Source organism: Bifidobacterium magnum, from assembly GCF_000741255.1.
Taxonomy (GTDB): Bacteria; Actinomycetota; Actinomycetes; order Actinomycetales; family Bifidobacteriaceae; genus Bifidobacterium; species Bifidobacterium magnum.
In genome coordinates, this window is the sequence record NZ_JGZB01000002.1 from 84,854 (window position 1) to 98,435 (window position 13,582).

Sequence of the window (13,582 nt, forward strand, 5' to 3'; positions counted from 1 at the left end):
GCGCACGCATTGGGCGCGCCCGCATAGGCTTTCCAATGCGCATTTTCCCTATTCGTAAATATTTGCAAGCATTTGTAAGGATCATCATGGCAGAATTTGATTTCGCGCAAGCCATCAACGACGCTCGCGCCAAATATGAAGAGATCGCGCTGGCGCTCGATACCGACCGCCTGCGCAAGGAAGAGCACGAGCTGGAAGTCGAGGCTGCGGCCCCGGGCCTGTGGGACGACGTGGAGAACGCGCAGAAGGTGACGAGCAAGCTGTCCGCCGTCCAGTCCCAGCTCAAGCATTTGCAGTCCGCGCACAACCGTATCGACGATGTGGAAACGCTCGTGGAGCTCGGCTGCGAAGAGGACGACGAGGAGACGCTGGCCGAGGCGCAGGCCGAGGTGGAACGCCTCCAGCAGGATCTCGACGATATGGAAATCCAGACGCTGATGGACGGCGAATACGACGAGCGCGCCGCCGTCGTGACGATCCGTTCCGGCGCGGGCGGCGTGGACGCCGCCGACTTCGCGCAGATGCTGCTGCGCATGTATGTGCGCTGGGCCGAGCGCAACGGCTACAAGGCCAAGGTCATGGACACCTCCTACGCGGAAGAGGCCGGCATCAAGTCCGCCACCTTCCAGATCAACGCCCCGTACGCCTACGGCCGCCTGTCCGTGGAAGGCGGCACGCACCGCCTGGTGCGCATTTCCCCGTTCGACAACCAGGACCGCCGCCAGACGAGCTTCGCGGCCGTGGAAGTGGTGCCGCTGGTGGAGGCCACCGACCACATCGAAGTGCCCGAAAGCGAAATCCGCGTGGACACCTACTGCGCTTCGGGCCCTGGCGGCCAGGGCGTGAACACCACGTACTCGGCCGTGCGCATCACCCACATCCCGACGGGCATCGTCGTCACGATGCAGGACGAGCGTTCGCAGATCCAGAACCGCGCTGCCGCCATGGCCGTGCTGCAGTCGCGACTGCTTGTGCTGCGCCATGAAGAGGAAGCCAAGAAGAAGAAGGAGCTGGCGGGCGACATCAAGGCCAGCTGGGGCGACCAGATGCGCTCCTACGTGCTGCACCCGTACCAGATGGTCAAGGATTTGCGTACGGGACACGAGACCTCGCAGACCCAGGCCGTGTTCGACGGCGACATCGACGACTTCATCCAGGCCGGCATCCGTTGGCGCCACGAGCAGCGCCGTGAAGCGGCCGCCGAAGCGGACGAGTAAACTGGGTGTTCCAGACCGGTAGGAACACCAGATTGGAGAGGCCATGGCGCTGATCAGTCTTGACCATGTCAAAAAAATATATCCGAGGGGCCGGCGTCCCGCGTTGGACGACGTGACGCTGCACATCAGTCGCGGCGAGTTCGTGTTTCTGGTGGGCGCGTCCGGCTCGGGCAAAACGTCGCTGTTGCGGCTGATGACCCACGAAGAGCAGGCGACCGAAGGTGAAATTCGCGTGGCAGGGCATGATCTGCGCCGCATCAAGGACCGCCAGGTGCCGCACTACCGCCGTTCCATCGGCACGATTTTCCAGGACTACAAGCTGCTGGAGAACAAAACCGTGGAACAGAACGTGGCGTTCGCGCTCGAAGTGATCGGCACCTCGCGCGCCACAATCAAGTCCTTGGTGCCCAAGGTGCTGGAAACCGTGGGATTGACGGGCAAGGAAGAGAATTTCCCGAGCGAGCTTTCCGGCGGCGAGCAGCAGCGCGTCACGATCGCGCGCGCCTATGTGAACCATCCGCAAATCCTGCTCGCCGACGAGCCCACGGGCAACCTCGACCCGACCACGTCGCTGGGCATCATGGAAGTGCTCGACGCCATCAACCGTACGGGCACGACCATCGTGATGGCCACGCACAACGAGGAAATCGTCAACTCGATGCGCAAGCGCGTCGTCGAATTGCACGGCGGCCAGATCGTGCGCGACGAGGAACACGGATCCTACGATTCCAAGCTGTATTTCCCCGACGCCCATACGCAGGCGCAGGCCCATGAGGCCATTTCATCGCTCGGCGTGCGGGACTCGCGCGCCGTGGACGTGCACGAGCGCCGCGAGGAGACGGGGGAGCGCGAGCATATCGCCGTGCAGGATTCCTCGCAACGTTTGCAGGAAGCCGCCAAGATGGTGGAAACGGTCAGCGAAGTGACGATGGCCAACAATTACGGCGACGAAGGCATCGCGCGCCTGGCGCGCGCCGTGCACACGGGCAAGACGGGACGTTACGGCGACGCGTTCGTGCCGCTGGAACATACGTTGACGTGGGGCCAGGGCATGCCGGCCAGCGAACATGCCGACGCCAACACCGCCGAAGAGCACGAGAAACACCAGGAGCAGAAGGAACAGAAGTCGCACCAGGAGAACGCGCAGACGGAACAGACCGCTACGCGAAGTGCTCAGCCTGCAGAATCCGCCCGGGAAACGGCGGTTCCCGCTCCACCCATGCCGCCGGCACCGAAGGGCAAGGATGCGGCCAAGCCTGCATCCAAGGCCGAATCCAAGCCCGCGTCCGGCAAACCTCCGGTTCCGGCCCCGCCAATGCCGCCGGCTCCCGCACAACAGTCCCACACCCAGGAGGAAGACCAGTGAGATTCCGCTTTATCATGTCGGAAACGTGGACGAGCCTGAAACGCAACGTGCCCATGCTGCTGTCGGTAATGCTCGTCACGTTCATTTCATTCCTGTTCATCGGTTCCTCGCTGCTGTTGCAGGCCCAGATCACCAAGGCGAAGGGCGACTGGTTCGACAAGGTCGAAGTGGTCGTATGGCTGTGCCCGGACGGTTCCAGCACGTCCGCGAACTGTTCGGCGGGGACGGCCGCGACGGTCTCCCAGATCAACGACCTGCAGAAAGTCATCCATTCCGAGCTCGCCGACGACGTGTCGTCCGTCACGTACATGAGCAAGGAGGACTTCTTCAAGAATTCGTTCCTCAAGCAGTATCCGAACGGCCAGTACCAGGGCCAGACGCTTACCGCGGACGACATGCAGGATTCGCTGTGGCTCAAACTCAAGAATCCGGAAAAGTACAAAGTGGTTTCCGAAGTACTGTCCAACCGCGAAGGCGTGGAAGAAGTAGTGGACCAGCGCCAGATTTTCGAGCCCGTGTTCTCGGTGCTCAACAAGGCCACGGCAGCCACGGCGGCGCTGGCCGTGGTCATGGTCGTGGTCGCGATCCTGCTGACGGCCACCACGATCCGCATGTCGGCCGCGTCTCGTAGCGAGGAAACGGAAATCATGCGCCTGGTGGGCGCGTCGAACTGGACGATCCGGCTGCCGTTCATATTGGAAGGCGCCATCGCCTCGCTGATAGGATCCATATTGTCATGCGCGGCCTTGAGCGCCATTGTGCAAGTGTTCGTCACGCAGTGGCTCGCGAAGTCGATCACCTGGATGCCGTTTGTCAACCAGATGTCGGTGCTTATGGTCTCGCCGATCCTCATTGTGGGCGCCGTGCTGCTGTCGGTGATCGCGTCCACGGTGTCGCTGCGCCGTTATTTGCACGCGTAGACGCGCCGTATCCATCTTCGCCTCACGCTCTTCGGTGTGGGGCGAAATTTTTTGGATTCTTCTCATCAAGTGAGTAAGTATTGTGAACAGAGCGCGTCGTGATTCGACGTATGAATATTGCCCTATGTTACCCTAGGGGTAACGATCGCAGAAAGGGAACGGATGCTTCGCCAACGTTTTGCAAAACCAGTTGCTGTAATGGCTGCCGCGGCCATGTCTTGCGCTATGGGACTTGCGGCCGTAGGTGTTTCTTTTGCTCCAACCGCCTATGCGGATACCTACAGCGATTTGGTCAACGCTCAAAACCAGTCGCAGGCGAGCCGTCAACGGGAAGCGCAATTGCGTGCACAGCTTTCGGACGTCTCTTCAAGTCTCGCCGACCAGATTGTGGAACTCGACAATCTGACCAACACCAAGATTCCCGCCGCCCAGGCCAAAGTGGACGCGGCGAACGCCGCTGCGGCGGACGCCAAGTCCGAGGCGCAGGCCGCCTCCAGCCGGCTGCAGGCCGCCCAGAGGGACAAAAGCGAGCTTGAAGAAAAGATCAAGCAGACCGGCGAGGACTATGACGACGCGCGCGCCACGGTGGCGCAAATGGCCCGCGACTCCATGCACGGTTCGGACACTTCCGACGTGATGAGCGTGGTCACGGGATCCACTAGCACGAAAGACTTTATTCAGGGCATGCAGTCGCGTGCGGCCGTGAGCCGCAGCGAAGCCAACGCCGCTTCGGACTACGCCAACGATTTGAGCACGTCCATGACGCGCAGCGAACGTTTGAGCGCCATCGAGAAGCGCATCAGCACGCTCAAGAGCGAAGCGGACCAGAAGTCCGCCGCCGCGCAGGAAGCCGCCGCGAGCGCCCAATCGCAGGCCGCCGAGCTTGACGCCCTGCGCGCCAAGGGCGAGTCGCAGCGCGCTTCGCTGGAAAGCCAGCAGGGCCAGCTCAAGTCGGACGCGGCGCGCCAGGCGGCGCAAAGCGTGCTGCTCGAATCCCAGGTGGATTCCTACAACCGCCAGTACCAGCAGGAGCAGGCCGAGGCGGCCGCCCGCGTGCAGGCGATCCAGGCGCAGGGCACCACGCAGCCGTCGGCTCCGGCGGCGCCGTCTGCGCCGTCCTATACTCCGTCGACTCCGTCGGCTCCAGCGGCCCCCTCCGCGCCGTCCCAGCCCGCAGCTCCGGTAACCCCGGTCACCCCTTCCCAGCCGTCCGTTCCGGAAGTGGTGCAGCCGACCAATCCGGGCGCCCAGGGCACGCATAATGGCGATTACGGCAACGCGTATGCCGGCGGCCAGTGCACGTGGTGGGCGTACAACCGCCGTGCGCAAATGGGCATCGGCACGCCGTCCTACCTTGGCAACGGCGGCCAGTGGTGGGCTACGGCGCCGAGCTACGGCTTGCGCGTGGACCACACGCCGCAGGTGGGCGCCGCCATTTCGTTCCTGCCCGGACAGGCGGGAGCCGACGGCACTTACGGCCACGTGGCCGTGGTGGAATCCGTCAGCGGCGACACGATCACGATTTCGGAAATGAACGTGAAGGGCGTCTATGTGGTGTCCTACCGCACGCTGGGCAACGCCAGCCAGTACTATTACGTGCACTAAAACGTTCAGGTGACATGCGTTATGCCTCCGCCGGCACGCTGGCGGAGGCATATATGTTTACGGAAAGGCAACAATTGGCTAAGAAACCAGTGGACCAGCGCAACCATATGGTCGCGCAGAACAGGCGTGCGCGCCACGATTACGCCATCGAGGACACGTATGAGGCGGGCATCGCGCTTACGGGAACGGAAGTCAAGTCGCTGCGCGAGGGCCGCGCGTCGTTGGCGGAGGCGTTTGTAAGCATCGACAGGCGAGGGGAGATGTGGCTGGAAGGCGCCAACATTCCCGAATATCTCAACGGCACGTGGAACAACCACGCCCCCAAGCGCAAGCGCAAGCTGCTGCTGCACCGCGAGCAGATCATGAAGCTCGAGCGCCAGACGGAAGCCAAGGGCTATACGGTGGTGCCGCTGACGCTGTACTTCAAGGACGGACGCGCCAAGGTGGAAATCGCGCTGGCCAAGGGCAAGAAGGAATACGACAAGCGCCAGGCGTTGCGCGAGGAGCAGGACAAGCGTGAGGCGTTGCGTGTAATGCGGTACAAGAACATGCGCGCCCGCGGCTGAGACCGCTTCGTTCGGCCCGTCCGTTTCATATAGTGGCCAGTTGGTCCGGGTGTAACGTTCTTCTGTAACAATGCATGAATGAGCTGCATATTTCTTGCATATATACATACCCCCTAATGGTGAGGGTGTCGGCGTGTCTTAATAATCGCAACGATTCTTAGAGTCGACAATATTCATAATTTATAAATATATGCAGAGTTATGTATATTAATACTCATTCTTGTTGATAGAGAGGTTCGTTATGATCAAGCATGGTTTCAAGCGCGTCGCGGCATGTATCGCCAGCGTCGCCGCACTTGTGTCGTTCGCCGCATGCGGCACCACCGACGATTCGACGGCCGCGTCGGACACGAAGACGGCCGACTTTGACGTCAGCGCCGTCAAGAAGGACGACGCCATCGCCAAGATGGTGCCCGATTCGGTCAAGGACGCGGGCAAGCTGACCGTGGGCATGGAGCTTTCCTACGCGCCGGCCGAATTCCTCGAGGCCGACGGCAAGACGCCGACGGGCTACGATGTCGACATCGCCACGGCCATCGGCAACCTGTTCGGTGTCAAAACGCAGATCGTGTCCGCCACCTTCGACACGATCGTGCCGTCCGTGGGCAGCAAGTACGACCTGGGCATCACGGCCATGACGATCACGGAAGAGCGCGAAAAGGCCGTGGACTTCGTCAGCTACTACAACGCCGGCTCCATGTGGGTGGTGCAGAAGGACAACCCGAAGAAGGTTGACGAAAAGAACCTGTGCGGCACGAAGATCGCCGTGCAGACCGGCACGATTCAGGCCGACGAAGCCAACGCCATCAAGGAACAATGCGCGGCCGACGGCAAGAAGGCCGTGGAAGTGCTCAGCTACCAGCGCCAGGCCGACGCCGCCACCAATGTGGCTTCGGGCAAGGCCGACGCGTTCTACGCCGATTCGCCGGTAGGCGGCTACGCCATCGAACAGTCCGACGGCGCGCTGGAAGAGCTCGGCAGCATCCAGGACACCACGCTGCAGGGCATCGCCATCAAGAAGGGCGACACGCAAATGGCCGAAGCCGTGCAGGCGGCCGTGCAGCACCTGATGGATGATGGAACTTACACCAAGATCCTCAAGGCTTGGGGTGTAGAATCCGGTGCAATCGACAAGGCGGAAATCAATCCGACCGATCTGGACTGACAACGACGCGGTCTATGACTTATCCCTTGGCGCCCCGCGCCAAGGGACTTTTGAATGAAGAGAGAGATTATGCCACACCATGAGCCGATGGACGGCGAAGGCCTGCCCATCCCCAACCGCATTAACGCCAAGCCCGTACGCAAAACCGGGCAGATCGTCGCAGCCGTCATCGTGGCGCTGCTGGCCGCGATGCTCATCAAGGGATTGATTACCAATCCGCGCCTTGAATGGAACGTCGTCTGGAAATACCTGTTCAACGAGAACGTGCTGGCCGGCGTCGGCTACACGCTGCTGCTCACGGTCATTTCTATGGTCGTGGCCATCATCCTGGCCGTCATCCTCGCCATCATGCGCAAATCGCTCAACCCCGTGCTGCGCGGCGTGAGCTGGGCGTACATCTGGTTCTTCCGCGGCACGCCTGTGTACACGCAGCTCGTGTTCTGGGGCCTGTTCTCCGTGCTGATCCCGAAGCTTTCGCTTGGCATCCCGTTCACGTCCGTGGAATTCTGGAGCATCAACTCTTCCGAAGTGATCACGGCGTTCAACGCGGCATGGCTCGGCCTAGCGCTCAACGAAGCCGCATACCTTTCCGAAATCGTGCGCGCGGGCCTCGAGGCCGTCGACCCGGGACAGACGGAAGCCGCCCAGGCGCTCGGCATGAAGCGTTCGCAAATCATGCGCCGCGTCATTTTGCCGCAGGCCATGCGCATCATCATCCCTCCCACGGGCAATGAAACGATCGGCATGCTCAAGACCACGTCGCTGGTGCTCGCCGTACCGTTCACACTCGACCTGCAGTTCGCCACCAACGCCATCGCCAGCCGCATCTACAAGCCGATTCCGCTGCTGCTCGTGGCGGGCCTGTGGTACCTGTTCATCACGTCCATCCTCATGGTGCTCCAATCTCGCCTCGAGAAGCATTTCGGCAAGGGCTTCGAAGCACGCCGCGTGCGCACGAAGGGCGATGTGCCGCCGTCCACCACCGACAGCAAGATCGAAAAGCAGGACACCGTCAACAAGGACAACCAGGCGACCATGCTGGGGCTTAACGCGTAGGCGGCCGACGGTATGGAATCATCTCGGAACAAAGGGAATGAAGAAGGCAATATGAGCACGTCACCAGCAACCCCCTCCGCGGCGGCCGAGCCGGCCGTCAAGGCCGTCCAGGTGCACAAGGCGTTCGGGGACCTCCATGTCCTCAAAGGCGTCGACCTGACCGTCGCGCCGGGCACCGTCACCGTGATTCTGGGCCCCTCGGGCTCGGGCAAGTCCACGTTCCTGCGTCTGATCAACCAGCTGGAAACGTTGACGGGCGGCGTCATCGAAGTCCAGGGCGAACGCATCGGTGTCAAGCGCGTGGAAGGCAAAAACGGCACCTCCTACTTGCAGACGCTTACGGACAAGGAAATCGCCAGGCAGCGCTCGCACTTGGGCATGGTCTTCCAGCGTTTCAACCTGTTCCCGCACATGACGGCGCTCGAAAACGTGATGGAAGCGCCCGTGCATGTGCTCAAGATGGACAAGCGCGAGGCGCGCGCACTGGCCGTCAAGGAACTCGAGCGCGTGGGGCTCGGCGAACGCCTGGACTACTATCCGGCCCAGCTTTCGGGCGGACAGCAGCAGCGCGTGGCCATCGCGAGGGCCCTCGCCATGAAACCCGACATTATGCTGTTCGACGAACCCACGTCGGCGCTCGACCCGGAACTTGTGGGCGAAGTGCTCGGCGTCATGCGCTCGCTGGCCGACGACGGCATGACGATGATCGTCGTCACGCATGAAATCGGTTTCGCCAAGGAAGTGGCCGACCAGGTCGTGTTCATGGACGGCGGCGTAGTGGTGGAACAAGGCGGCCCTGAGATTATCGACCACCCGAAGGAAGCGCGTTTCCAAGACTTCCTGCAGCACGTGCTGTAAAAGCGCGGCGTACCCGTTTCACGTTTTCAAGCCCGTATGGAGGCCCCGCATATGCGCCGGCCACCATGCGGGCTTTTTGTGAAAAGCCCCGGTTGTGTTTTATTATGCCCGCCGTTGGGCTATGATTAAAGGCCATGTGTGGAATTGTAGGTTTTGTTTCGAGCAAGTGCATGGCTTCCATGCTGCCGCTCGAAGTATGCATCCAAGGTTTGCAGCGACTTGAGTATCGCGGTTACGATTCGGCCGGTGTGGCGCTGGTCGCCCCGGGCATGGACCAGGTGGCGGTACGCAAGAAGGCCGGACGTCTGGCCAACCTTGTCGAGAGCATCGAAACGCGTCCCATGCCGGACGCCACCGCGGCCATCGGCCATACGCGTTGGGCCACGAACGGAGCCCCCTCGGATGTGAACGCGCATCCGCATACGAGTATGGACGGCAAAGTCGCCATCATTCATAACGGCATTATTGAAAACGCTTCCCAGCTGCGCCTGGACCTGCAGGCGGAAGGCTACCGTTTCGCTTCGGCCACGGACACCGAGGTCGCCGCCAAACTGCTGGGCAAAATCGTCAACGTAGTCATTGAGGAGAAGGGCCAGCCCGACCTGTTCGAAGCCGTGCGGCGCATGTCGCGCATGCTTGAGGGCGCCTTCACGATCCTCGCTGTCGACTGCCGCCAGCCCGACCTTGTGGTCGGCACGCGCCATGATTCGCCGCTCGTGGTGGGTCTTGGCGACAACGGCAACTATCTGGGATCCGATGTGGCCGCATTCGTCGCCTACACGAAGCAGGCGCTGGAAGTGGACCAGGACCAGGTCGTGGCCGTGGGCGGCGAATCGGTGGTGGTCACCGACTTCGACGGCAACGTGGTGGAACATCCCAAGACGTTCACCGTGGACTGGGACGCCTCGGCCGCGGAAAAGGGCGGCTGGGACTCCTTTATGGACAAGGAGATCCACGAGGATCCGGCGGCCGTGCAGCGCACGCTGATCGGCCGTATGGACGACCATGGCACGATCAACCTCGACGAAATCCATATCGACGAGCACGAGCTCAAGATGATCGACAAGATCATCGTGGTCGCCTGCGGTACCGCAAGCTATGCGGGCATGGTCGCCAAGTATGCGATCGAACACTGGGTGCGCATTCCCGTGGAAGTGGAATTGGCGCACGAGTTCCGCTATCGTGACCCGATTTTGACGCCGCGTACGCTTGTTGTCGCGATCTCGCAGTCGGGTGAAACGATGGACACGCTGATGGCCGTGCGCCACGCGCGCGAGCAGGGCAGCAAGGTGCTGTCGATCTGCAACACGCAGGGCGCCTCGATCCCGCGCGAATCTGACGCCGTGCTCTACACGCACGCGGGACCCGAAGTGGCCGTGGCTTCCACGAAGGCGTTCGTCGCGCAGATTACCGCCGCCTATGTGCTCGGCCTGTACCTGGCCCAGCTCAAGGGCGCCATGTTCCGCGACGAGATCCGCTCCACGCTGCAGAGCCTCAAGGAAATGCCGGGCAAGATCGAATGGATTCTCGACACGCAGACCGAGCCTATCGAACGCGCCGCCCAGCGCCTCGTGGACGCCAAGTCGTTCCTGTTCCTCGGTCGCCACGTGGGATATCCCGTTGCTATGGAAGGCGCGTTGAAGCTCAAGGAAATCGCCTACACGTTCACGGAAGGCTTCGCGGCCGGCGAGCTCAAGCACGGCCCGATCGCGCTCGTGGAAGACGGCGAGCCTGTGGTCTTCATCGTGCCACCGAAGCACGGCCGCGATGTGCTGCACGCCAAGGTCATCTCGGGCATCGAGGAAGTCAAGGCCCGCGGCGCCACGATCATCGCCGTGGCCGAGGAAGGCGACCAGGACGTGGAACGCTACGCCGACATCGTCTTCTGGCGCCCGGCATGCCCCACGCTGCTGAGTCCGCTCGTGGACGTGGTCCCGCTGCAGCTGTTCGCCATGGACATGGCCAAGCAGAAGGGCTATGACGTGGACAAGCCGCGCAACCTCGCCAAGTCCGTGACCGTGGAGTAATCCCGTCACCGAAATCGATACGCCGCGCCTTTCGGGCGCGGCTTTTTCATATCCGCTCGCGCCTGTCGAGGAGAGCGCGGACACTGGTGGCTGTGCATAGATGGGTGACTCAAGAGCCGGACATCCCGTTCGCGCTGCGTGTGATGTATGAGGACGACAACATCATTGTGGTAGACAAGCCGCATTTTCTTCCTACCATGCCGCGCGGCATGTGGTACCGTTCCAGCGCGCTCATGCGCTTGCGTGAGCGGTATGACGACGAGCGCATTGTTCCCGCGCACCGTCTTGACCGCCAGACGGCCGGCGTGCTCGTGTTCGTGCGCAATCCGGATGTGCGCGGCGCCTACCAGACGATGTTCCAGCGGCGCGAGCCCGTAAAGACTTACGAGTGCATCGCCCCGTTGCGCCCCGCGAAGCGCCCGAAATACGGCACGGTGCGCCGGCTTGATCCCGTGCGTCCGTTCCCGCTGGTGCGCGCGTCCCATATTGAAAAACGCAGGGGAGTGCTCCAGGCGTACGAAATTCCCGAAACGGTCAATGCGCGGACGTTGATTGAGCGTGGCGGCCCCGTCGAATACGAGGGTGCGCGCTGGGCCTCGTACACGCTGCATCCGCATACGGGCAAAACGCACCAGTTGCGCGTGCACATGAACGCGCTCGGACTGCCCATTGCGGGCGACGACTGGTATCCCGTGGTGCGGCCTTACGATTACGCCGATTTCTCGCATCCGTTGCAGCTGGTGGCGCGTTCGCTCGCGTTCACCGATCCCATTTCGGGCGAGGCGCGGCGTTTCGAATCCACAATTCCGCTCGGCAATGACGGTTCGCCGTTACAATAAGAGCCGAAGGGAGAATGTAATGACCACAACCATGCGCAAAGTCGCGGCGGCGCTGGCGGCCGTGCTGATCGTCGGATCGGTGGCGGCATGCGGTCCGCAAGAGGAACAGCAGTCGCCATTCGGGCGGATGATGGACTCGTTCAGCGACGTGAGCAAAAAACTCAACGAGCAGCAGCAAAAATCGCAGCAGTCGACGCCCGACTCCACGCAATCGACGCCATCGGGCAGTTCCGAGCAGTAATTGATGAAGATCATTGTCGCGCCCGACTCCTTCAAAGGAAGCCTGAGCGCACGCGAGGCGGCGGACGCCATCGCCCGCGGCGTACGCGGCGTATTGCCGCACGCCACCATCCATACCCTTCCCATGGCCGACGGCGGCGAGGGAACCATGCAAGCCCTGGTGGACGCCACGGCCGGCACGCTCCATTATCTCGACGTGACAGGCCCGATGGGCGCTCCCGTGCGTGCGGCGTACGGCATTCTCGGCGACGGCGCCACGGCCGTGATCGAAATGGCGCAGGCCGCGGGACTCGACCGTGTCCGCGCATCCGAACGCGACCCGCGCCTCGCCACCACCTATGCGTCGGCGAACTCATGCGCGACGCGCTCGAGCAGGGCGTGCGGTCGTTCATCGTAGGACTGGGAGGCTCGGCCACGAACGACGGCGGAGCGGCATGGCGCAAGCCTCGGAGCGCGTCTGCTGGACGCGCACGGTCGGGACTTGCCTCACGGCGGCGCCAGTCTCGCCAATCTCGCCACCATCGACCGCAGCGGACTCGACAAGCGGCTGGAACAGGCCACTGTGCGCATCGCGTGCGACGTGACGAACCCGCTGACGGGACCGGACGGCGCCTCACACGTATTCGGCCCGCAAAAAGGCGCGGACGAAGCGGCCGTACGCGAACTCGACGCCGCCTTGCACCATTACGCGCGAGTCGTCGCAGCGCAACTGGGACGTGACGTGGAACACGAACCGGGCGCGGCCGCGGCCGGGGGACTGGGCGCCGGGCTGCTCGCATTCACGCCCGCCGTCATGGAATCGGGATCCACACTCGTCACACGCGCCTCGGGACTGGCGCGTCTGGCGCAAGACGCCGACCTGTGCATTACGGGCGAAGGCGGCATCGACGGGCAGACGCGCTTCGGAAAAACGCCGCTTGGCGTGGCGCGCACTGTCAAGGCTGTGGCGCCCAATTGCACAGTGGTCGCTGTGGCCGCCAATATCGGCGCGGGCGCGGAAGACCTCTACGAACTGGGCATCGATGCCATTTTCGGCATGCTGCCGGGTGTGGAAACCTTGGAACAGGCCATGGGGGAGGCCAAGGCCAATCTTGAGCGCACGGGCGCCAACGTGGCGCGGCTGTTCGCGCACGCGCGGCGTTAAAGCGGCACTAAAACGGCATACGGAACGAATCGCGGAACCGTGTTGGTGGCCAACGGGCGCCAACGCTGGTAGAATCGGTGCGTTACCACTGGCGAAGGGGCCGTTGGCACTATGCCGGGACTCTTGCCGGCGGCGCGAGAGAAGAAGAGAAAGAAAGAAATCCCATGGGATATGTAGCGGCCATTATTGCGTTGCTGATCATTATCGCGTTCATCTGGATCCGCGGCAATAAGAAGAACAAAAAGAAGCTCGACTCGTTCGACATTACCGACGAGCAGCGCGCGACGCTCAAAAGGGCGCCCGTCACCATCGACAAGCGCAACCCGCATTCGTGGAACCAGCTGGCCCTCATCCAGAATGTCACCAAGCGCGGCGGCCGCACGGTCGTGGACGCCATGTGGTACAACACGATGATCAACAACGACACGATGAACGACATTGCCATGGCGCAATTCACAGTCTCCTACAACGAGTTGAAGGACCACAACATCAACGTGGGCGACTACGTGAGCATCAATCTCGATCCCAAGAACGGCGTGACAATCAACTACACCGACTGACCGCCGCCATACCATCCGT

12 protein-coding genes and 2 pseudogenes are annotated in these 13,582 nt (G+C 62.2%); all 14 read left to right on the forward strand.

The window, feature by feature from the left end; translation table 11 throughout:
- The first annotated feature begins 86 nt into the window (after positions 1-86).
- The 14 genes and pseudogenes from prfB (at position 87) to BMAGN_RS01285 (ending at position 13,563) form a co-directional block, all read left to right on the forward strand.
- Positions 87-1,217, forward strand: a complete 1,131-nt coding sequence (gene prfB, locus BMAGN_RS01225) for a peptide chain release factor 2 (protein WP_022859607.1) — start codon at positions 87-89, stop codon at positions 1,215-1,217.
- Positions 1,218-1,260: 43 nt separating this feature from the next.
- Positions 1,261-2,583 (forward strand): cell division ATP-binding protein FtsE, encoded by a 1,323-nt coding sequence (gene ftsE / locus BMAGN_RS01230; protein ID WP_022859608.1) that lies wholly within the window; start codon positions 1,261-1,263, stop codon positions 2,581-2,583.
- Entirely contained in the window at positions 2,580-3,503 is a 924-nt protein-coding gene (gene ftsX / locus BMAGN_RS01235) for a permease-like cell division protein FtsX (RefSeq protein WP_022859609.1), read from the forward strand. Before ftsE ends, ftsX begins: the two co-directional genes overlap by 4 nt.
- A 162-nt stretch (positions 3,504-3,665) precedes the next feature.
- Positions 3,666-5,108 (forward strand): CHAP domain-containing protein, encoded by a 1,443-nt coding sequence (locus BMAGN_RS01240; RefSeq protein WP_081640852.1) that lies wholly within the window; start codon positions 3,666-3,668, stop codon positions 5,106-5,108.
- Between the two features lie 53 nt (positions 5,109-5,161).
- On the forward strand, positions 5,162-5,674 hold the full coding sequence (gene smpB, locus BMAGN_RS01245) for an SsrA-binding protein SmpB (RefSeq protein ID WP_152593247.1): 513 nt from the start codon (positions 5,162-5,164) through the stop codon (positions 5,672-5,674).
- Between the two features lie 241 nt (positions 5,675-5,915).
- Positions 5,916-6,839, forward strand: coding sequence for an ABC transporter substrate-binding protein (locus BMAGN_RS01250; RefSeq protein WP_022859612.1), 924 nt, complete (start codon positions 5,916-5,918; stop codon positions 6,837-6,839).
- 69 nt (positions 6,840-6,908) lie between these two features.
- Positions 6,909-7,895, forward strand: coding sequence for an amino acid ABC transporter permease (locus tag BMAGN_RS01255; protein ID WP_026501978.1), 987 nt, complete (start codon positions 6,909-6,911; stop codon positions 7,893-7,895).
- Between the two features lie 51 nt (positions 7,896-7,946).
- On the forward strand, positions 7,947-8,753 hold the full coding sequence (locus BMAGN_RS01260) for an amino acid ABC transporter ATP-binding protein (protein WP_022859614.1): 807 nt from the start codon (positions 7,947-7,949) through the stop codon (positions 8,751-8,753).
- 134 nt (positions 8,754-8,887) lie between these two features.
- Positions 8,888-10,780: a glutamine--fructose-6-phosphate transaminase (isomerizing) gene (gene glmS / locus BMAGN_RS01265; protein WP_026501979.1), complete on the forward strand. Its 1,893-nt coding sequence runs from the start codon at positions 8,888-8,890 to the stop codon at positions 10,778-10,780.
- 143 nt (positions 10,781-10,923) lie between these two features.
- Positions 10,924-11,619, forward strand: a complete 696-nt coding sequence (locus BMAGN_RS01270; protein WP_051126622.1) for a pseudouridine synthase — start codon at positions 10,924-10,926, stop codon at positions 11,617-11,619.
- Between the two features lie 19 nt (positions 11,620-11,638).
- Positions 11,639-11,860, forward strand: a complete 222-nt coding sequence (locus tag BMAGN_RS01275; protein ID WP_022859617.1) for a hypothetical protein — start codon at positions 11,639-11,641, stop codon at positions 11,858-11,860.
- 3 nt (positions 11,861-11,863) lie between these two features.
- A pseudogene (locus tag BMAGN_RS08690) lies at positions 11,864-12,231 on the forward strand (glycerate kinase); the annotation flags it as partial.
- Positions 12,232-12,313: 82 nt separating this feature from the next.
- Positions 12,314-13,003: pseudogene (locus BMAGN_RS08695) on the forward strand (glycerate kinase family protein); the annotation flags it as partial.
- A gap of 164 nt (positions 13,004-13,167) precedes the next feature.
- Positions 13,168-13,563, forward strand: a complete 396-nt coding sequence (locus tag BMAGN_RS01285) for a hypothetical protein (protein ID WP_022859619.1) — start codon at positions 13,168-13,170, stop codon at positions 13,561-13,563.
- Positions 13,564-13,582: the final 19 nt, after the last annotated feature.